The sequence below is a fragment of the Vibrio sp. YT-17 genome, assembly GCF_033337375.1.
GTDB classification, from domain to species: domain Bacteria; phylum Pseudomonadota; class Gammaproteobacteria; order Enterobacterales; family Vibrionaceae; genus Vibrio; species Vibrio alginolyticus.
This window is the reverse complement of the sequence record NZ_JAWOQP010000033.1, coordinates 1-20,645: the sequence shown is the minus strand read 5'-3', so window position 1 is coordinate 20,645 and position 20,645 is coordinate 1. Positions and strand designations below refer to the sequence as shown.

The following is a 20,645-nucleotide window of genomic DNA, read 5'->3' as shown; positions in this document are numbered from 1 at the left end:
TTCTATGTCGATAAATACTGATGAAACGACTTGGCAGACGTTTAAGCGTCTATGGCAATTTATTCGCCTTTATAAGTCAGGTCTTGTCGTTGCAGTCATTGCATTAGTTATTAATGCCATATCAGATACCTATATGATTTCCCTGCTAAAACCACTACTCGATGAAGGTTTTGGGAACGCTGAATCTGATTTTTTACGCACGCTTCCATTGATTATTTTTGCCATGATGTTCATCCGTGGCATAAGTGGATTTGTCTCCACCTACTGTTTGAGCTGGGTATCTGGCAACGTAGTTATGCAAGTCCGTCGCATGGTGTTCAATCACTTTATGCATATGCCAGTGTCTTACTTTGATAAGGAAAAGACGGGCAATTTATTGTCGCGTATAACCTACGACTCAGAGCAAGTGTCAGCGGCAACTAGCCAAGCGTTGGTGAGCATTGTCCGTGAAGGTGCAAGTATCATTGGTCTGTTAGTTTTGATGTTTTACAACAGCTGGCAATTGTCGCTAGTGCTGTTTGCTGTTGCTCCCGTTGTAGCATGGGGTATTGGTGTTGTTTCTAAACGTTTTAGAAAAATATCCAAAAATATGCAGACCATGATGGGTAACGTAACTGCATCAGCAGAGCAGATGCTGAAAGGCCATAAAGTTGTGTTGAGCTATGGCGGCCAAGACATCGAACGTAAACGATTTGAAAAAGTCAGCAACCAAATGCGTCAACAAAGCATGAAGTTGGTGACGGCTCAAGCGGCGGCTAACCCTATCATCCAAATGATTGCATCACTTGCAATTGTTGCCGTTCTTTATTTAGCAAGTATTGATTCGATTAAAGAGCAACTGACTCCAGGTACATTTACTGTTGTGTTCTCTGCAATGTTTGGTCTGATGCGCCCACTTAAAGCGCTGACTAACGTTACTTCTCAGTTCCAACGTGGTATGGCCGCGAGCCAAACGCTCTTCGCGTTAATTGACCTCGAGCCTGAGAAAAACGAAGGTAAGTTGACAGTTGAACGCGCAAATGGCGATGTTTCAGTTAAAAACGTAAGCTTTACTTACACTGGTGCAGAAAAACCAGCATTGGAAAATGTCAGCTTCGATATTCCAAGAGGAAAAACGGTGGCGCTAGTTGGCCGTTCTGGCTCAGGTAAAAGTACCATCGCGAACTTGTTCAACCGCTTCTATGATGTTGACAGTGGATCTATCACATTAGATGGGCATGATATTCGTGATTACGAGCTAAAGAATTTACGTCAGCAATTTGCACTAGTATCGCAAAATGTTCATTTGTTTAATGACACGATAGCAAACAATATTGCGTACGCAACGGATGGCCAATACGAGCGCAGTGATATCGAGAAAGCGGCAACACTCGCGCATGCGATGGAGTTCATCGGCAAAATGGATGATGGACTTGATACCATGATTGGTGAAAATGGTGCTAGCTTGTCTGGTGGTCAACGCCAACGTGTTGCGATTGCGCGAGCTCTATTGCGTGATGCTCCAGTGCTGATTCTTGATGAGGCAACTTCGGCTTTGGATACCGAATCCGAGCGAGCTATTCAAGCTGCACTTGATGAGCTGCAAAAAGACAAAACGGTACTTGTAATAGCGCACCGCTTATCCACAATCGAGAAAGCCGATGAAATTCTTGTGGTTGATGATGGTGCCATCATTGAACGTGGCAACCACGCTGAGCTTATTAAGAAAAATGGTGCGTATGCACAATTGCATCGTATTCAGTTTGGTGAATAAGCGCGGTGATTGAAAAAATCTGGTTTGAAAACCATCCAATAAAATACCTCTTGTGGCCGCTTTTGTGGCCACTGAGTTTATTATTTGGAACGATAAGCAAGTCAAAGCGAAAGCAATACCAAACTGGCCGCAAGCAAGCTTATAATGCGCCAATACCTGTTGTTGTGGTTGGCAATATCACTGCTGGTGGCAATGGTAAAACACCAGTTGTTGTGTGGCTTGTTGAGCAACTACAGCAAATGGGCTTTAAGCCGGGGGTTGTTTCTCGTGGTTATGGGGCAAAGGCTCCTGCCTATCCGTTAGTGCTAAAAGAAGATACGCCAGCGAAGCATTGTGGCGATGAACCTAAGTTGATTCATCGCCGTACAGGAGCACCTGTTGCGGTAGATCCTGTGCGTTCAAATGCAGTGAAAGCACTGCTAGATTTGGATGTGGATATCATAATTACGGATGATGGATTACAACATTATGCGTTAGGCCGTGATATTGAGTTAGTGATTGTGGATGGGAATCGCCGGTTTGGGAATGAAAGCCTGATTCCATTAGGTCCTTTACGTGAAGGTATTGAGCGACTTAAAGAAGTCGACTTTATCATCACCAATGGCGGTCAAGCGCATACGGGCGAAATCGCAATGGCTTTAGCACCCTCTAAAGCTATTAATCTTAAGACTAAGCAACATGTGGATGTCTCGGAGTTGAAAGATCTCGTCGCATTTGCGGGCATTGGGCATCCTCCGCGTTTTTTTCATACACTAAACTCGATGAACGCAGATGTTAAAGTCACAAAAGGTTTTGCTGACCATCAAGACTTTGATCAACAAGAATTAGAAGCATTGGCTCAACAAGGGACCAATGTGGTTATGACCGAGAAAGATGCCGTCAAGTGCAGCCATTATGCGCAAGATAATTGGTGGTATCTGCCTGTATCTGCCCAGTTTGAATCAAACGATGCAGAGCAAATTTTAAATAGAATAAAAGAGGTTAAAGCGGCTTATGGATCACCGTCTACTTGAGATTGTAGCTTGCCCTGTTTGCAAAGGTAAGCTGACGTACGATAAAGATAATCAAGAGTTGATCTGCAAATTGGATCGCCTTGCTTACCCGATCAAAGAGGGTATTCCAGTTCTGCTAGAGCCTGAAGCTCGCACTATGAGCATGGATGAGGGACGCTAATGTCTTTTACGGTTGTCATCCCCTCGCGCTACGCATCGAGCCGTTTGCCTGGTAAACCGCTAGCGGATATTGGTGGTAAGCCTATGGTTCAGTGGGTTTATGAACAAGCGCTACAAGCGGGTGCGGAAGATGTCATCGTTGCAACTGATGACGAGCGTGTTGCGAAAGCGGTTTCGTCATTTGGTGGTAAAGTTTGTATGACCTCTCCCCACCACGAATCAGGTACGGAGCGTCTTGCCGAAGTTGTTGAAAAGATGGCTATTCCGTCAGACCACATTATTGTTAATGTGCAAGGGGATGAGCCTTTGATTCCGCCGTCCATCATTCGTCAGGTTGCTGATAACTTATCTGGGTGTGAAGCTCCGATGGCGACGCTAGCTGTAGAAATAGACTCGGAAGAGGAAGTGTTCAACCCGAACGCTGTTAAAGTTGTCGCAGATGAGCAAGGCTATGCGTTGTACTTTAGTCGAGCAACCATCCCTTGGGATCGCGATAACTTTGCTAAACAAGACAAAACTATTGCCAACCCATTAATGCGTCATATTGGTATTTATGCTTATCGAGCTGGTTTCATTAATACGTATGTCAACTGGGCACCAAGTGCATTAGAGCAGATTGAGTGTCTTGAGCAACTGCGAGTGCTTTGGTACGGTGAAAAAATTCATGTGGCGGTAGCGAAAGAAGCACCAGCGGCAGGGGTTGATACGCCCGAAGACCTAGAAGCCGTGCGCGCGATTGTTGCGAAGCAAGCGTAACAAATGCTCATATAGATTTAAGAATAAACAAGGCTCCTGAATTAGGAGCCTTTTTGTTTTACTTGTATCGAGGTATTAGTTAAATGTTAGTGTCGTATTGGTTCCGTTTAGGGCAGGTTGCTAACACCTCTCGGTGACCGGTGTCTTTCACTTCTTGGAGAATGACATCAAAGCCCCATAATCGGTACACGTGCTTTAGAACTTCTTCGTAACTATCATCAAGTGGGATGCGGTTGTGAGGAACGTACTGCAACGTAAGCGATCGATCACCACGGACATCGACATTAAACACCTGAATATTTGGTTCAAGATTAGATAAGTTATACTGAGCGGCTAAGGTTTCTCTAATGCGTTTATAACCCATCTCATCGTGTATAGCAGCGACTTCAATAAAGTTCTTATGGTCATCATCGTTGATCGCAAACAGCTTGAAATCACGCATTAATTTCGGAGAAAGGTATTGGCTAATAAAGCTTTCATCTTTGAAATTATGCATCGCGAAATGCACTGCATCTAACCAGTCGGTTCCTGCTAAATCTGGAAACCACTCCTTGTCCTCATCAGTTGGTTCTTCGCAGATACGCTTAATATCTCGGAACATGGCAAAGCCTAACGCGTAGGGGTTAATGCCATTAAAGTAAGGACTGTTATAAGGCGGCTGAGCCACGACACTGGTGTGGCTATGTAAGAACTCTAGAATGAACTTTTCAGACACCAAGCCCTCATCATAAAGATGGTTGAGTATGGTGTAGTGCCAGAACGTTGCCCAGCCTTCATTCATGACTTGCGTTTGTTTTTGCGGATAAAAATACTGACTGATCTTACGGACGATCCGAACAACTTCACGTTGCCATGGCTCTAGCAACGGCGCATGTTTTTCGAAGAAGTAGAGCAAGTTTTCCTGAGGCTCGCTTGGGAATCGCTCTTTAATGTCTTCCTCTTTCGTCTTGGCTGTTGGTACCGTGCGCCAAAGCTCATTAACTTGAGATTGTAGGTATGCTTCGCGTTCTTCTTGTCTTGCTTTTTCCTCTGTAATTGAGATTTTCTCTGGACGCTTGTAGCGGTCTACACCAAAGTTCATTAACGCGTGACAAGAGTCGAGCAGCTTTTCCACTTCTTTTACGCCATATCGTTCTTCACATTCGGCTAAGTACTTTTTGGCGAACAGCAGATAGTCGATAATAGAACTGGCGTCAGTCCACGTTTGGAATAGGTAATTACCTTTGAAAAAAGAGTTATGGCCGTAACACGCGTGCGCTATAACGAGTGCTTGCATTGTTACCGTATTTTCTTCCATCAAATAAGCAATACAAGGGTCGGAGTTAATCACAATCTCGTAGGCTAACCCCATTTGACCATGTTTATAGTTCTGCTCTGTTTGAATGAATTTTTTACCAAATGACCAGTGGTTGTAATTGATTGGCATGCCGATACTTGAGTAGGCATCCATCATCTGTTCTGAAGTAATCACTTCTATTTGGTTAGGGTAAGTGTCTAGGCGATAATGCTCCGCGACACGCTTAATTTCTTTGTGGTATCGCTCTAACAGCTCAAATGTCCAATCTGGTCCATCTGGCAACACTTTACTGTTACGCTTCTTAGGCGCCTCTCCTGAGAGGTTTCTCGTTGCGGTATTCATCGCTAGCCTCCTTACGCCGTTTCTTTTTGGAATAGTTCACGAAAGACTGGGAAAATATCCTCCACAGAGCGAATGTTTTTCATTGCGAAATTAGGAAACTCTTCAGTGAGTTTTTCGTACTCATGCCATAGAGTTTGGTGCGAGCGCCGTGTGATCTCTATGTAAGAGTAGTACTGACAGTTTGGAAGTAATTTGTTCACTAATAGATCCCGGCACCTTGGCGAATCATCTGCCCAGTTGTCACCGTCGGATGCTTGAGCTGCATATATGTTCCACTGACCAATCGGGTATCGCTCTTTTACTATTTCATCCATTAACTTGAGTGCGCTAGATACAATGGTACCCCCGGTTTCTTGTGAGTAGAAAAATTCGTGCTCGTCCACTTCCTTCGCTTGGGTATGGTGGCGGATAAAGACGACTTCGACATTCTCGTAGGTACGAGTTAAGAACAAGTACAAAAGAACATAGAAGCGTTTTGCGATGTCTTTCGTTGCCTGATCCATCGAACCGGATACGTCCATTAGACAGAACATGACCGCTTGGCTCGATGGTACCGGGCGTTTCTCATAGTTCTTGAAGCGTAAGTCGAAGGTATCGATGAACGGCACGCTTTCGATTTTCTTGCGCAGTTCTTCAATTTCAGCCTTCAAGCGGTTCTCTTCAAACTGCTGAGCAGGTTCAATATTTTTGATGCGAGCAAGTTCGTCTTCTAACTCTTTAAGAAGTCGTTTTTTACCGGCAGTCATTGCAGTACGGCGCGCAAGAGATTGTTGCAGAGAACGTACTACGGCGATATTGGAAGGGATACCGGCAGTTTGAAAGCCTGCACGGTGTGTTTTCCATTCAGTGATTTTGGCAATTTGGTTTTTTTCTAGATTAGGCAGCTCGAGATCTTCGAACAAAATATCGAGGTACTCATCTTTTGATATTTGGAATACAAATTCGTCTTGGCCTTCTCCATCTGGACTGGCGTTCCCTTCTCCTGAGCCGCTACCCTGACCGCCACCTTTGGGACGCTCAATTTTATCACCAGTAATAAATTGATCGTTACCGGGATGAACTCGTTCGCGAACACCACCTTTGCCTTGATGAAATATAGGCTCATTGATGTCTTTGTGAGGGATAGAGACGTCTTCGCCCGTTTCCGTATTCGTAATCGAGCGTCGATTCACTGCGTCTGCTACCGACTCTTTTATTTGCTCTTTGTGGCGCTTCAAGAAGCGCTGTCGATTAACAGCGCTCTTGTTCTTGCCATTGAGCCTTCGGTCTATAAATTGCGCCATGAAATAGCCCTCTTCATGTTTCACAAGCGACCTAACTCAATACTGGGTTAGGATGACTTACGTACTCGTAGGTACCACTCAGAAAGTAGGCGAACCTGTTTCTCGGTATAGCCTTTTTCCATCATGCGAGCGACAAAGTCGTCATGCTTCTTCTGATCTTCAGAAGAGGTTTTCGCATTAAATGAGATAACCGGAAGTAGCTCTTCGGTATTGGAGAACATTTTCTTCTCGATTACTGTGCGCAGTTTTTCGTAGCTGGTCCAAACCGGGTTTTGACCATTGTTATTCGCTTTCGCACGAAGCACAAAGTTAACGATTTCGTTTCGGAAATCTTTCGGGTTAGAAATACCAGCTGTTTTTTCGATCTTCTCTAGCTCAGCATTCAGTGAAGAGCGATCAAATAGCTGACCAGTTTCTGGATCTCGGTACTCTTGGTCTTGAATCCAGAAGTCTGCATAGGTGACATATCGGTCGAAGATGTTTTGGCCGTATTCAGAGTAAGACTCAAGATAAGCGGTCTGAATCTCTTTACCGATAAATTCAACGTATCGAGGTACTAGGTAGCCTTTCAAGAACTCGAGATATTTCTCTGCTGTTTCAGCAGGGAACTGTTCGCGCTCAACCTGTTGTTCAATCACATAGAATAGATGTACAGGGTTGGCTGCCACTTCGGTTTGGTCGAAGTTAAATACGCGTGACAAAATCTTAAAGGCAAAACGTGTTGAGAGACCGTTCATGCCTTCATCGACACCAGCATAATCACGATACTCTTGATAGCTTTTTGCCTTTGGATCCGTATCTTTCAGCGTTTCACCGTCGTATACGCGCATCTTAGAGAAGATGGACGAGTTTTCAGGCTCTTTAAGTCGAGAAAGAATACTGAATTGTGCCAGAGTCTCGAGCGTGCTTGGTGAACAAGGGGCTTGAGACAACTCACTGTTTTCGAGAAGTTTTTGGTAGATTTTGACTTCTTCTGAAACACGTAGACAGTAAGGTACTTTCACAATATAAACACGGTCCAAGAACGCTTCATTGTTCTTGTTGTTACGGAAGGTCTGCCACTCAGATTCGTTTGAGTGAGCCAGAATCATACCGTCGAATGGAATCGCAGAAAGGCCTTCTGTACCGTTGAAGTTGCCTTCTTGCGTTGCTGTTAACAGCGGGTGAAGCACTTTGATTGGTGCTTTGAACATCTCAACGAATTCCATTAAACCTTGGTTTGCTTTACACAGCGCACCGGAGTAGCTGTAAGCGTCTGGATCGTCTTGCGAATAGTGTTCAAGCTTACGAATATCGACTTTACCAACCAATGATGAGATATCTTGGTTGTTTTCATCGCCTGGTTCAGTTTTGGCAATACCGATTTGGTCAAGGATAGAAGGGCGTACTTTCACTACTTTAAATTTGGTGATATCACCACCAAACTCGTGAAGACGTTTAGCGGCCCAAGGAGACATGATCGAGCGAAGATAACGGTGCTCGATGCCATATTCTTTTTTCAAAATATCGCCATCTTCTGTGGCTTTGAATAGGCAGAATGGATGGTCATTCACTGGGCTGCGTTCGCCGTTAGCAGTAAGAACATAAATAGGCATCTGTTCCATCAGAGCCTTAAGCTTTTCTGCAAGCGAAGACTTACCGCCACCTACAGGGCCGAGTAAGTAAAGAATCTGCTTACGCTCTTCTAGGCCTTGCGCCGCATGTTTTAGGTAAGACACAATTTGTTCTATGGCATCTTCCATGCCATAAAAGTCTTTAAAGGTTTCATAACGAGAGATAACACGATTCGAGAAGATTCGGCTTAGTCTCGGATCCTTTGCCGTATCGATTATCTCTGGTTCACCAATCGCCATCAGTAGGCGTTCTGCTGCATTAGCATAAGCGCTTTTGTCATCTTTACACAGGGCTAAAAACTCCTGTAACGACATCTCTTCATCTTTTGCAGCTTCATATCTTGATTGATAGTGGTCGAAAATACTCATGTCGCTTTCCCCTTTAATAGTCAGTCTACCGACGAACGTTGATTCAGGCTTTCCACCAACAGTTATGCTCGTTGTTGTTTGAATATACGTCCTGTTATCACATTTGGTTCGTACAGAATGTAAGATTGGCGACACCAAAGACTTTGCTTTATGGACGGTTTTTTCGTTACAACGGTGAGCGGTGGATATGAATTTTTCAATCACAGCCTTTCTCTACTTAAGCCTAGTCGGGGATTTGCAATTTTGCTTAACAATTATGAATTTATTGTAAAAGTGAAATTTGAATCACTCTTTTATTAAGGACGAATTTATGTCGTGAATAGGTGCAATAGAAATCAAATATTTGGCAAAGACAGAAGAGTCTCAGTGATTCGTTGTTCTACATTGAGCAAGGCAAGTGAAAGAGGTAGGAAGAGAGCAAAGTCTTAGATAAGTTTGTGACAGGGTAAATAACAAGGAGAGCGGGCGCTCTCCTCATTCTTAGACGACCATTTTATGCGCTGAAGATTTGCGCTAGTTCGTTTTCACATAAATGATACTGACGAGGGCAGTTACGCCAAGTTTGCAGCATACGGCGGTATTTATCTAGCATCGGCATTTGGCTGTTAAAGTGATGATCTGCCTTGTCAAACTGAGGGTACAAACCTTCAGAATCGATGAGAAAACGTACGTAATGTACTTGTTGCGCTTCTGAAGCAATATCAAATCCCAAGAACTTCAAGCGGCGCTGATCTACGTTGCTGCGATCTTCATCGTCTAGCATGTTGTAAGATTCTTGCATCGCATGATACATCTCCATAACGTCGATGATCTCACGACACTCTGCTTCTGAGAGGCAGCCGAAATCTTTGTTCAACTCTCGCATTTGTAGTTCATAACCACGTTCAACGATCGTTTGTAAGCGTTTGTATTTGGCCGCATTACTTGGATCAAGTTGAGACATAAGGTTGTATTGGTTTGATAGAATCAAACGTTGAGCGTTTGACATTTCCATGGTGACCTCACTAGATATCTAATACATTTTTAATGTGCTTAGGTTAACGCTTAAGACATGAGTGAAACATGATCTCAACACATATTTAATACTAAAAAATGGCAAGAACTGTCACTTTTGACCAGTTTGAAAACACTTATTTATGGTAATGATTGTATATGTAGTCTCGGTCTGAAAATACTCTCAGCCACTCTGGCTTGAATACGGTTAAAACCGCCAGTGCCATACCATTTAATAGACCTTCTGGAAAGGCGAGCAACGGCACAAAAACAAAGTAGTTATGTTGAATGGTTTCCCAATCGTAGTGACCAACTGATAGGTGATAAAAAGAGTTAATGATGAGGTGCAGACTTCCTGTTATCGCGCCATTGAAAAATCCAGCAACGAAGATGAAAACAAAAATGTTTCGTGGCAAGTAGTGGTAACTCAGAAGAAACACTAAGTAACTAATGAAAATCGGAATTAGGGCAGATAGAACTAACGACGTGGGTAAGAGTAGCAAGGACACATCATGTAGTAGGTGGTTGACCAACATAGCGGGAATGCTGAGTAGAAATGCCATGCGCCAACCATACATCATCGTCAGCGTTGTTAGTGCAAGAAAATGAATCTGTAATCCTTCTTTTACACCTGCTTGAGCGGCCCATAGAATACTGAAAAAGAAGAGCGTTGCAAAAACGAGGTGCTGAAATCCTTTCTCTTTTTCCAGTTTGGGCCAAACGACTTTTTTCCAATCTGGTAGGCAGTAGACTACTACTATCCAAATTGAGACAACAAGAGAGCCTAAGTTAAACAAATCCATGTTACTTCCTTCCTATGCGAACATGACGCAATCATTTCTATCGTTCTTTTTATACCTAAATGACCGCAGAGAAACTCACTGATAAGGCTTAGATATAATCAAAAAAATACCAGCAATAAGCTGGTATTTTAAAGAGGTTAGTCTTGCGGTTCACTTAGTATTTTACGTTATCGTTGTATTGAGCAAGAATGGATTGAATTTCATCCATGGTTTCTTTCGGTGGCGGGTTTACGCCTTCGAGTGGGTATTCTAAGCCTAACGCTTCCCACTTATGAGCCCCTAATTTGTGGTAAGGAAGTAACTCGACCTTTTCGATGTTATCCATGTCTTTAATAAATTCACCAAGCATGTGTGCTGCTTCTGGGTCATCTGTGTAACCAGGCACGACGACATAGCGAATCCATGTTTTCTTTCCGATTTTTTGCAAGTAACGAGCAAAGTCCAATGTGCGTCGGTTGGATACACCGATGAGATCTTGGTGCACTTCGTCTTTCATGTGTTTGATGTCAAGCATGACTAAGTCTGTTGCATCCAGTACTTCATCGATAACATCAGTGTGCTTACGAACATAACCGTTAGTATCTAGACATGTATGAATGCCTTCGGTTTTAGCTGCGCGGAAAAAATCACGTACGAATTCCGGTTGAAGCATCGCTTCGCCGCCAGAACAAGTAACGCCACCACCTGATGCATTCATGAAGTGGCGGTAACTTTTCGCTTCGGAAATGATTTCTTCAACCGTGACTTCTTTGCCATCATGCGTGTCCCAAGTATCGCGGTTATGGCAATACTTACAGCGCATTAAACAACCTTGCAAGAAGACGATAAATCGAATACCAGGTCCGTCTACGGTACCACATGACTCAAATGAGTGAATACGACCAGCTGTTGACATCTTTTGCTCTCATTACTAGTAAATTCTAGCTGTTATTTTATTACAAAAAGCAGGGTTAAAACAGCTTTGTCGGTACTAAAGGCAAGGTTATTTGAAGAAAGAAAATAGATGGAGCCAATCTACATAAACGCTTGAACACGAGGTGGTTAATACCTACCCCGAGAACTTGCCGTGTATCTAGATTGACTTCGATGCTGGGATAATCCAGTTTTTAGAAAAAGGCGAACACGGAGAACGAGCCTGTCCCATAAACATCGGTTTGGGCTTCTTCATAATCCGGTGTTTTAATTGTAAAGGTGATGCTTGCACCGTGATTTTGGTTGTACCAAGATACCCCCGCGACGGCACTTGCTTGCCAATTTTGCAGTGTGACGTCGTATGGCGCTGACGGTTCAGGAATGCCAGGACGATCTCCTTCGATAGTCATGTCATTAAAGCGGTAACGACCTTCAAACCCGGTGAACAAGAACCAACTCGACGTGTTCTGAGCGATCATACTTGCTGAGAAAGGGCTTTCGACACTGATATTGGCGGCTCCGATGCTATTCGCTAGGTTTGTACCCCAACGAAACATGACGCCTTGAGAGACATCACTACGGAAGTTACCCGCATTGATGTCGTTAATGTTGGTGATCTCCCATTGTGTTTTTTGTTCTTCGCTGCGCATCAATTTGTTAAATACGCGGTAACCAAGGCTGAACGCCACTTTATCTTCAATCTGGTAATCCCAACCTTGAGGGTCCGTCGATCCTGTTATGCCGTGAACGATTTCTTGCGCCTTTTCTGATAGCGAACTTTCACCCGTAGTTCCTATGGTGAAATTGTACCGTACAGCTTTGTCACTCGTTAGGGAAAGGTAGTTGATTTCGGTGTGTAGGTAACCGGCATATGGGCGATCATTGATTAGTGGATAATCGGCTTCAATGTCGCTTGGAGTCCACATCTTGTGGCCAAGAACCAACTCTATTTTATCGATATTGGCGTGCTCTGAGTTAGCTAGACTCAGCCATTTCCATTGGCTTTCTTGTGTCAGTTGGTCTGTCGCGTAAGAAAGGAAAACACCATTCGTATAGTCTTGATCGACGCCAAAAATACCATCGTTGTCGATGGTAAAAGAAACCGTAGACTTAGTGGATGCTATTGCAACTGGAGAAAGAAGGGTAAGAATAATTAATTTACTAAATCTCATAGACTTTATTTGCTAACTTTTTTCGCATCATACGTAAGAATGCGGGCAAAAGTCTTTCGCGATATCACAACTTTCATTCAAGAAATAAAAAAAGGCTGATGCTACTTAGCATCAGCCTTTGTTGTATTACTAGAACGTTATTTCGCTATAGTCTTATAGAGACTCAGTGAATGTACGCGCGATTACGTCAGCTTGTTGCTCTGCAGTTAGAGAGTTGAAGCGAACAGCGTAACCAGATACACGGATTGTTAGCTGAGGGTATTTCTCTGGGTGCTTAACTGCGTCTTCTAGAGTTTCACGGTTAAGAACGTTCACGTTTAGGTGTTGACCACCTTCGATACCCGCTTCGTGGTGGAAGTAACCATCCATAAGACCAGCAAGGTTAGCGCGTTGTGAACCCTCATCTTTACCTAGTGCGTTAGGTACGATAGAGAATGTGTAAGAGATACCATCTTGTGCGTCAGCAAACGGCAGTTTAGCAACTGAAGTTAGTGATGCTACAGCACCTTTCTCGTCACGACCGTGCATTGGGTTTGCACCTGGAGCAAATGGAGCACCAGCACGACGACCGTCAGGCGTGTTACCAGTTTTCTTACCGTAAACCACGTTTGAAGTGATAGTAAGAATTGACTGAGTAGGGATTGCATCACGGTAAGTCTTAAGCTTACGGATTTTGCCCATAAATACAGAAACAAGTTCACATGCAATGTCATCAACGCGTGGGTCGTTGTTACCGAATTTAGGGTAATCGCCTTCGATTTCGAAGTCGATTGCTAGACCGTCTTCGTCACGAATTGGCTTAACTTTTGCGTATTTAATTGCAGATAGTGAGTCAGCTGCAACAGATAGACCAGCAATACCACAAGCCATAGTACGCTTAACGTCACGGTCGTGTAGAGCCATTAGCGCCGCTTCGTAGCTGTACTTATCGTGCATGAAGTGGATAGCGTTTAGTGCAGTCACATATTGTTTCGCTAGCCAATCCATGAAGTGGTCCATTTTCTCCCACAGTTCATCGTAGTTAAGAACATCGCCTTCGATCTTAGGCATTTGCGGGCCAACTTGGATTTTTAGCTTCTCATCCACACCACCGTTGATGGTGTAAAGCATTGTTTTCGCAAGGTTCGCACGAGCACCGAAGAACTGCATTTGCTTACCAACAACCATTGGAGATACACAACATGCGATCGCGTAGTCGTCGGAGTTCATGTCTGGACGCATTAAGTCGTCATTTTCGTACTGAATAGAAGAAGTATCGATAGATACTTTCGCACAGAACTTCTTGAAGCCTTCAGGTAGTTGCTCAGACCAAAGAACAGTGATGTTTGGCTCTGGAGAAGGACCCATAGTGTATAGTGAGTTTAGGAAACGGAAGTTTGTACGAGTAACTAGCGTACGACCGTCAAGACCCATACCACCCATAGACTCAGTTGCCCAGATAGGGTCGCCAGAGAATAGATCATCGTACTCAGGAGTACGTAGGAAACGAACCATACGTAGTTTCATTACGAAGTGGTCGATCATTTCCTGAGCTTGTTCTTCAGTTAGCTTACCAGCCGCGATATCACGTTCGATGAAGATGTCTAGGAATGTAGAAGTACGACCTAGAGACATAGCCGCACCGTTTTGAGATTTAACAGCAGCTAGGTAACCGAAGTAAGTCCACTGAATAGCTTCTTGCGCAGTTTCAGCAGGACGAGAAATATCACAACCGTATTTTGCAGCCATTTCTTTGATTTGACCTAGAGCACGGTGTTGCTCTGCGATCTCTTCACGAAGCTGCATTGTCATTTGTAGGTCTTCGCCGTTCTCAAAACGCTCTTGTAGAGAAGAGAACTGCGCGAATTTATCCTTCATTAGGAAGTCAATACCGTATAGAGCAACACGACGGTAGTCACCGATGATACGACCACGACCGTATGCATCTGGAAGACCAGTCAGTACGCCAGATTTACGACACGCCATGATTTGAGGAGTGTAGATATCGAAAACGCCTTGGTTGTGAGTTTTACGGTATTCTGTATAGATTTTTTTAACTTGTGGGTCTAGCTCGCGGTCGTAGGCTTTGCATGAACCTTCAACCATGCGGATACCACCGTTAGGGATGATCGCACGTTTTAGGGGAGCGTCAGTTTGAAGACCTACGATAGTTTCTAGGTCTTTTTCGATGTAGCCTGCATCGTGAGCAGTGATGGTAGAGATAACTGAAGTATCAAAATCAACAGGAGCGTGAGTCGCGTTCTCTTGTTTGATGCCTTCCATTACCTTAGCCCAAAGCTTGTTAGTCGCTTCAGTACCTTCAGAAACTAGGAAAGATTCGTCGCCTTCGTACGGAGTGTAGTTCTTCTGAATGAAATCACGAACGTTTACTTCGTTTTGCCAGTCGCCTGCAGCAAAACCTTCCCAAGCTTTAGCAAATTGCTCTGCCATGACATACCTACCTTTTTAGTAGAAAAAAATACGTACTGCTTCGCCGTTGAGCCAGCTATCCCCAGATAAAAGAGGGGAACAGTACACTCTTATGAATAACAATATTTATAGTCTTAAATTTACGTATTCGATTTACAAAACTATAAATATTGTCACTAGTTTTAACGTTTCTCTTTTTAAGCAACAGTTAGAGGTTAAACTAAAATTTTTTTGCAAACCTTAAACTAAATCAATAAATCCTCAAAAATCTCGATAAAAATGGGGTAGCGACGAGCGCTACCCACAAATTTCTGGACTGCTAGCTTATAGCCAAGCTTGGATGCCATACTGGCCTTCAAGCATACCAACTGCAAGCATAGCAACTAAACAGATAACAAGTACGCTTACTGGGATCACAATCTTGTCTACAAATGATAGGCGAGACGCGCGCTCTTTATCTCCAATTAAACCGTTGTTATCTAAAAGCATAGTTAGTGCCCAAGCTAGAACTGGATTAACAACGGCAGAACCAAAGATACAAATGCCTGCTGCTTGTGAGTCTTTCGAGTCCTTCACCATCTGCATGCCAGCTTCAAGCAGTGGTAGAGATACACCAACGAGAAGAGCAACGCGCATAACTGGAGGCCATACTGCAACGTCCATAGGAAAACCAAGGATTGCAACAATAATACATAGAGAGCCTAGTAAGATGGCACCAGCAGGAATAGGGCGTTTCGCGATTGCAGCAGGGATCATGTAAGTCCCCCAAGATGATGTGATGTTACCACCACCCACTGCAGTACCGACCATTTGGCGAACGGAACACATTGTCATTGTGTCATCAACGTCCATCAGCACTTTCTCACTCTTACGTGGGTAGTTCATCTCTTGGAAGATACGGTGACCCAAGAAGTCAGGTGACCACATTGCTACCGCAAGAATGGCGAATGGTAGAGAAGCGATGAAGTGTTCCATATTAGGAAGACCAAGCATCCAACCTTCTTCTGTTGAACCCCACCAGTAGATTGGATTTAGGTTTGGAAGGCCTGTCTCGGTTACGAATTTAATATCGAAGCCTGCGCCAAGAGCAAGTGCGATTGCAAGCCCAGTGAAGGCACAAACAGGGATCGCTAGCCAGCGTTTGTTCACTTTAGCAAGGAACGCGTATAAGCCAATGGTAACCGCAAGAACAATTAGACCGATGTAACCCATGCTACCAGCGGCAACCGTATCGGATTGCAAACCAACAGCCCAAGCTTGAATAGAGTTAATTTGGCTCATGGTTCCGGTTAAACCTAGGAAAATAAGAAGGCCACCAGCCGTACCTTCAGAGGTGAGGTTAACCAGTTTTGACCCACCTTTTAAGAGGCTCAAAATCAAACCAAACACACCAATGAGAATTGCTAATGCAAGAGGGTGAGCACCAGCAAGAGCGATGGTACCAATAAGAGGGATCATTGGGCCGTGGTTGCCTGCTAGGTTGGCTTTAGGGTTAATAAAACCAGAGGCAAGTACACAGAAAAGAAGTGCAGGGATGAGCATTTCTACACGCGCAACTTCGATAGCAAAGTCCTTGCCTAAGTTTACGTGGTCCCATGCTGCAGTAAGACCTTCAGCCCAAGACATCATTACCGCAGAGTACATTGCGATAATACCGATAGTACCAGCAAGTGCTGGAACAAGGTCTTCAAGCTCAAAGCGGAAGTCACGACCTGGCAAGTTCAAGCCAAAACGACGTGGCTTCATAATTTGTAGTTCGTGGTCTAGGTAGTCTGAACGGCTTGCGAACTCAGATGCTGGACGATGAAGCTCACGGTAGCTCTTGGTCTCGATATCTGAATCAGAGTGCGTTTTGTTAACTGCGTCTGACATAGATTCCTCATATATTTAAAAGTTATGAATTCTTCATTCAATTGTGTTAATCCGCATCCTGCGGCACGCTTATGCTAGCTATTGTTAGATTTGTTACACGTCGACACTGTGCCTAAGCATAGCTAATAACTTATTGTGTTGAGGCACCAAAAAAAGCCTCATCTTTTGGCAGGAGTCTAGCAAGATAGCCATTTAGGGTGATTGATTTAGATCACTTTAAGAATGGTTGTGAAATAAAACTACAGAAAGTTTCTGGCATGCGAATGAGATGCGGAAATCTTGTGTAATTTCATTACACAAGTTGCATAAAATTAGAACTTTTTGTCCTTTTGCACGAGATGCAGATTAAATGTCAATATTCACGGTGATTATATAAAGCTGGCTTTATTCTTGCTTTGGACAGAGCAAAGACAATTTTTTGGCTAATCATTGCCGCTCAGTTTAGGAAAAAGACATGAAACAGCTTAAAGTACTGCCACTAGTGGCAATCATCTCAGGGTTAATGGTCGGTTGCGGCGGCGGTGGCGGCGGTGGCGGTGGTGCAGCGCCGAAAACTGCGTTTACTTTTGGTTTTGCTATACCAGCAACAATGACTGAAAGTGAAGCAACTACGAAAGGTTGTACTGTATATGACCACAAAACTGAGCTGAACGGCGATAAAACGGTTTTAACCTACAGTGCAGCGTCAAAAGAGCAAGTGACCAACTATGTTATCGGTTACTACTCTGATGCCGATGGCAAAAGATCCGGAGACATTATCAAACCTACCACTGATAACTTTAAGTTTTATCTTGAAGATATCCCTGACGGCGGCTTTGTAACGTTTCAAGCAATAGAATTTAACGGCAAAGAAGCTCGCGTAAACACGTTTTCAAAAGAGTTCTTGCAAGATAAGAAACTACGTAATGCTACTTTTGCACTAAACCGAGACTCTTTGAACAAATGCTTTACTGGCGGTAACTTAGCAAGCAATAAGTTTACTAACTTAGATTACCGAAACGCTGAATCAGGTGGCGGAGATTACAACTTTGTCTCGCAAACCGATATTTTCACGTCTCCGAACCCTGATATGTTGCCTACTGATGAACTGATGGGGCTTAAAGGTGAACCAACGGCATTGTTTCAGTATGAATCAGGTTCAAGTGACAAAGCGCTTTACCAGTATGGTATTGGTTCGTGGGGAACTGGTGAGATAGCCTTAGTTAGAGCGGATAATACGTCAAACATTTATTCGTCTTCTGACTATACTTACGACTCGCTCAACATTGGCTTTGTTACTAACGGCTTTGCATATGACGCGTTGAAGCTGGATAAAACGGCCGTTGAATATAATCGCCCTAGTGCAACGAATAAAGAAACTTGGGTATACATGGCGTTCTCAGAGAATCAAGTTAATGGTTGGGAGTCTCTACTTAACGAAACGATCTCTGACGGATGGGATATTGACGTTGATCCGAGTGCTTACTTAAATATTGATAACCTGCCGAACACAAAACCAAGTGTATCAGCGCAAGGAAGTGCAGAGTCCGTGATTGATCTGGACATGGGCTTAACATCTTCTACTGAAGGCTTTACTCGTGTCGCTTACTTTGCAACTTCAGGCGACTATAGAGTCACACATCGCATTTTCACAACAAGTGATAGTGATTCTGTTGTTGTTCCAGAATTGCATTACTACAACTTCCCAACATCGGCCGTTAACGGTTTGAAAGTTTCAGCTTCGGACGATTTTAATCGCACTGCTTTAGTAGTGAATGAAGATAGTAATATTGATTCTAAAGTTTTCATGAGCTTCTTCTCCAATGGTGAAGCGTCAGAGCCTGAACTAGATGAAGACCTAGATGGCATCATTACTTCTGAAAAAGAAGGCTTGGAAAATGAAGTGACATTACGTACTTCAAACTCGTTGGTAGTCAGTCGTTTTAATTAATTCATTGCGACCTCGAATAGGTTTCAATTAACACTTTTGTAAATTTATTAAGCCCCTTTGAAAGGGGCTTTTTTATATTTAATATTCAACTTTTGAAGAATATGTTGCTATATATTGCATATTAATTTGTCTATCGTATCTTTCTATTCGAATTATTTAGGTTAATAATTTGTTGCAAGTTTCAAGGGGCGGTGCTAATTTGTTCCGAATTAGAGAGGGCGGAGTCCCTTAATTGCAGTGACAAAAACACAGGGAGTAGGGCGCATGAATGATGTACCAGCGCTAGATATAAAAGACCTGCACAAAACATTTGGACAAAATGAAGTTTTAAAAGGCATTTCACTTGCCGCGCACAAAGGAGATGTTATCTCCATCATTGGCTCTTCCGGCTCAGGCAAGAGTACCTTTCTCAGATGTATCAACTTGCTAGAAACGCCTACCGCGGGCGAAATTTGGGTAAATGGTGAATTAATCCAAATGAAGAACAACAGAGCAGGTGAATCTGTTCCTGCTAATGAAAAGCAAGTCCAACGTATTCGCTCACGCCTGGCAATGGTTTTCCAAGGTTTCAACCTCTGGTCTCACCTAACCGTACTAGAAAACGTGATTGAGGCGCCTGTTCATGTCTTAGGCGTGCCAAAAGCTCAAGCGATTGAAAATGCAGAAGTCTTGCTTAAGAAAGTAGGCTTGTATGAGCGTAAAGATTATTACCCTGGGCACTTATCTGGTGGTCAGCAGCAACGTGCAGCTATTGCCCGTGCGCTAGCAGTTGACCCAGAGGTGATGTTGTTTGACGAGCCAACTTCTGCGCTTGACCCAGAACTTGTAGGAGAAGTTCTGGGGGTAATGAGAGATTTGGCAGATGAAGGGCGAACTATGCTGGTGGTCACGCACGAAATGGCGTTTGCGCGTGACGTATCAAACCATGTGATGTTTTTACATCAAGGCTTAGTGGAAGAACAGGGAAATCCAGCTAAGCTATTTACAAACCCGGATTCAGAACGATTACAGCAGTTTATCTCATCCATTTACTAATATTTGTTAGGCGGCAGACTATTGCCTCCTAAGCCAACACAACAAACAAAACGAAATAAAATAGCAATCACAGGAGTATGGAAATGAAAAAGTGGTTATTAGCAGCAACGATTGCTGCAACGGCAGTATCAGGTGTTGCCCAAGCGAAAGAATGGAAAACAGTTCGCTTTGGTATCGAAGGTGCTTACCCTCCGTTTAGCTGGACAGAAACTGATGGCTCAATAAAAGGCTTTGACGTAGATATGGCAAATGCACTCTGTGAAGAGATGCAAGTGAAGTGCAAAATCGTCGCTCAAGATTGGGATGGTATTATCCCTTCTCTTCTTGCACGTAAGTACGATGCCATCATCGCAGCAATGTCTATCACTGAAGAGCGCAAGAAAAAAGTCGATTTCACTGGCAAGTACGCACAAATCCCAAATAAATTTATCGCTAAGAAAGGTGCGGGTCTAGATTTTGATAATCTTAAAGATGTCAAAATTGGCGTGCAACGTGCGACGACACATGACAAGTACTTAACTGACAACTACGGCGATGATGTTGAAATTGTGCGTTATGGCTCTTTTGATGAAGCGTATCTTGATCTAGAAAATGGTCGAATTGCTGCCGTTTTAGGTGATGCGTCTGCTCTAGAAGAGGGTGTGATCAACAAAGCAGGTGGCGAAGCTTATGAGTTTGTTGGACCATCGTTAACCGATCCAAAATGGTTTGGTGAAGGTATGGGTATCGCTGTTCGTAAACAAGACAAAGATCTGACGAAGAAACTCGACGCAGCAATTATTTCACTACGTGAGAAAGGTGTTTACCAAGAAATTGCTGGTAAATACTTTAACTACGATGTGTACGGTGAATAAACCGTAATTAAGCGACCGTTGGCTTGTTCCTAGAAGTAGTCAACGGTCGATTTTTTGAGTTTAGGGATTAGGAACTCACC

Annotated in this window: 16 protein-coding genes; 7 read left to right on the top strand and 9 right to left on the bottom strand. The window is 43.6% G+C overall.

All coding sequences use genetic code 11. The features are described 5' to 3' along the window. Positions 1–4 precede the first annotated feature (4 nt). Genes msbA through kdsB form a run of 4 tightly spaced genes read left to right on the top strand, consistent with a single transcriptional unit; the run spans position 5 to position 3,681 of the window. A complete protein-coding gene (gene msbA, locus R7F67_RS21950) occupies positions 5–1,753 on the top strand; it encodes a lipid A ABC transporter ATP-binding protein/permease MsbA (protein WP_054575458.1) in 1,749 nt (582 codons plus the stop codon). 5 nt (positions 1,754–1,758) lie between these two features. Further along, complete coding sequence (lpxK, locus tag R7F67_RS21945; protein ID WP_017820019.1) at positions 1,759–2,766, top strand: tetraacyldisaccharide 4'-kinase; 1,008 nt, start codon at positions 1,759–1,761, stop codon at positions 2,764–2,766. Next, entirely contained in the window at positions 2,747–2,926 is a 180-nt protein-coding gene (locus tag R7F67_RS21940; RefSeq protein ID WP_005378451.1) for a Trm112 family protein, read from the top strand. Before lpxK ends, R7F67_RS21940 begins: the two co-directional genes overlap by 20 nt. Next, positions 2,926–3,681 (top strand): 3-deoxy-manno-octulosonate cytidylyltransferase, encoded by a 756-nt coding sequence (kdsB, locus tag R7F67_RS21935; protein ID WP_005378450.1) that lies wholly within the window; start codon positions 2,926–2,928, stop codon positions 3,679–3,681. The genes R7F67_RS21940 and kdsB overlap by 1 nt, the downstream gene beginning before the upstream one ends. 79 nt (positions 3,682–3,760) lie before the next feature. Here kdsB and R7F67_RS21930 read toward each other — a convergent pair whose 3' ends face one another. The 9 genes from R7F67_RS21930 to R7F67_RS21890 all read right to left on the bottom strand — a co-directional run bounded on the left by R7F67_RS21930 (position 3,761) and on the right by R7F67_RS21890 (position 16,746). Then, a complete protein-coding gene (locus R7F67_RS21930) occupies positions 3,761–5,320 on the bottom strand; it encodes a SpoVR family protein (RefSeq protein WP_005378449.1) in 1,560 nt (519 codons plus the stop codon). An 11-nt stretch (positions 5,321–5,331) separates the two neighbouring features. After that, positions 5,332–6,603, bottom strand: coding sequence for a YeaH/YhbH family protein (locus R7F67_RS21925; protein ID WP_005378448.1), 1,272 nt, complete (start codon positions 6,601–6,603; stop codon positions 5,332–5,334). A 47-nt stretch (positions 6,604–6,650) separates the two neighbouring features. Continuing rightward, positions 6,651–8,585 (bottom strand): PrkA family serine protein kinase, encoded by a 1,935-nt coding sequence (locus R7F67_RS21920; RefSeq protein ID WP_005378447.1) that lies wholly within the window; start codon positions 8,583–8,585, stop codon positions 6,651–6,653. A gap of 493 nt (positions 8,586–9,078) precedes the next feature. Continuing rightward, positions 9,079–9,579 (bottom strand): YfbU family protein, encoded by a 501-nt coding sequence (locus R7F67_RS21915; RefSeq protein ID WP_005378446.1) that lies wholly within the window; start codon positions 9,577–9,579, stop codon positions 9,079–9,081. Between the two features lie 136 nt (positions 9,580–9,715). After that, positions 9,716–10,381, bottom strand: coding sequence for an energy-coupling factor ABC transporter permease (locus R7F67_RS21910; protein WP_053303246.1), 666 nt, complete (start codon positions 10,379–10,381; stop codon positions 9,716–9,718). 154 nt (positions 10,382–10,535) lie between these two features. Continuing rightward, positions 10,536–11,276 (bottom strand): pyruvate formate lyase 1-activating protein, encoded by a 741-nt coding sequence (pflA, locus tag R7F67_RS21905; protein WP_005387854.1) that lies wholly within the window; start codon positions 11,274–11,276, stop codon positions 10,536–10,538. A gap of 211 nt (positions 11,277–11,487) precedes the next feature. After that, positions 11,488–12,465 carry a lipid A deacylase LpxR family protein gene (locus R7F67_RS21900; RefSeq protein ID WP_258475620.1) on the bottom strand — a complete coding sequence of 326 codons (978 nt, stop codon included), beginning with the start codon at positions 12,463–12,465 and terminating at the stop codon, positions 11,488–11,490. Between the two features lie 153 nt (positions 12,466–12,618). After that, complete coding sequence (gene pflB, locus R7F67_RS21895) at positions 12,619–14,895, bottom strand: formate C-acetyltransferase (RefSeq protein WP_005378442.1); 2,277 nt, start codon at positions 14,893–14,895, stop codon at positions 12,619–12,621. 303 nt (positions 14,896–15,198) lie between these two features. Beyond that, the gene (locus R7F67_RS21890) at positions 15,199–16,746 is read right to left on the bottom strand and encodes a DUF3360 family protein (protein ID WP_005378441.1); all 1,548 of its coding nucleotides are present in this window, start codon (positions 16,744–16,746) and stop codon (positions 15,199–15,201) included. Positions 16,747–17,200: 454 nt separating this feature from the next. On the opposite strand from R7F67_RS21890, the gene R7F67_RS21885 reads away from it, so the two are divergent. The 3 genes from R7F67_RS21885 (at position 17,201) to R7F67_RS21875 (ending at position 20,565) form a co-directional block, all read left to right on the top strand. Continuing rightward, on the top strand, positions 17,201–18,676 hold the full coding sequence (locus R7F67_RS21885) for a 54K polar flagellar sheath protein A (RefSeq protein WP_256902827.1): 1,476 nt from the start codon (positions 17,201–17,203) through the stop codon (positions 18,674–18,676). A gap of 264 nt (positions 18,677–18,940) precedes the next feature. Beyond that, positions 18,941–19,711 (top strand): ABC transporter ATP-binding protein, encoded by a 771-nt coding sequence (locus R7F67_RS21880; RefSeq protein ID WP_005378438.1) that lies wholly within the window; start codon positions 18,941–18,943, stop codon positions 19,709–19,711. Positions 19,712–19,794: 83 nt separating this feature from the next. Next, positions 19,795–20,565, top strand: coding sequence for an ABC transporter substrate-binding protein (locus tag R7F67_RS21875; protein WP_005378437.1), 771 nt, complete (start codon positions 19,795–19,797; stop codon positions 20,563–20,565). Positions 20,566–20,645: the final 80 nt, after the last annotated feature.

Bases quoted from the DNA above. Each gene is read 5' to 3' on its own strand.
- R7F67_RS21925 (WP_005378448.1), bottom strand. From the start codon at position 6,603: ATGGCGCAATTTATAGACCGAAGGCTCAATGGCAAGAACAAGAGCGCT.
- msbA (WP_054575458.1), top strand. From the start codon at position 5: ATGTCGATAAATACTGATGAAACGACTTGGCAGACGTTTAAGCGTCTA.
- R7F67_RS21875 (WP_005378437.1), top strand. From the start codon at position 19,795: ATGAAAAAGTGGTTATTAGCAGCAACGATTGCTGCAACGGCAGTATCA.
- R7F67_RS21920 (WP_005378447.1), bottom strand. From the start codon at position 8,585: ATGAGTATTTTCGACCACTATCAATCAAGATATGAAGCTGCAAAAGAT.
- R7F67_RS21885 (WP_256902827.1), top strand. From the start codon at position 17,201: ATGAAACAGCTTAAAGTACTGCCACTAGTGGCAATCATCTCAGGGTTA.
- pflA (WP_005387854.1), bottom strand. From the start codon at position 11,276: ATGTCAACAGCTGGTCGTATTCACTCATTTGAGTCATGTGGTACCGTA.
- R7F67_RS21880 (WP_005378438.1), top strand. From the start codon at position 18,941: ATGAATGATGTACCAGCGCTAGATATAAAAGACCTGCACAAAACATTT.
- pflB (WP_005378442.1), bottom strand. From the start codon at position 14,895: ATGGCAGAGCAATTTGCTAAAGCTTGGGAAGGTTTTGCTGCAGGCGAC.
- R7F67_RS21930 (WP_005378449.1), bottom strand. From the start codon at position 5,320: ATGAATACCGCAACGAGAAACCTCTCAGGAGAGGCGCCTAAGAAGCGT.
- R7F67_RS21890 (WP_005378441.1), bottom strand. From the start codon at position 16,746: ATGTCAGACGCAGTTAACAAAACGCACTCTGATTCAGATATCGAGACC.
- kdsB (WP_005378450.1), top strand. From the start codon at position 2,926: ATGTCTTTTACGGTTGTCATCCCCTCGCGCTACGCATCGAGCCGTTTG.
- R7F67_RS21915 (WP_005378446.1), bottom strand. From the start codon at position 9,579: ATGGAAATGTCAAACGCTCAACGTTTGATTCTATCAAACCAATACAAC.
- R7F67_RS21900 (WP_258475620.1), bottom strand. From the start codon at position 12,465: ATGAGATTTAGTAAATTAATTATTCTTACCCTTCTTTCTCCAGTTGCA.
- R7F67_RS21940 (WP_005378451.1), top strand. From the start codon at position 2,747: ATGGATCACCGTCTACTTGAGATTGTAGCTTGCCCTGTTTGCAAAGGT.
- R7F67_RS21910 (WP_053303246.1), bottom strand. From the start codon at position 10,381: ATGGATTTGTTTAACTTAGGCTCTCTTGTTGTCTCAATTTGGATAGTA.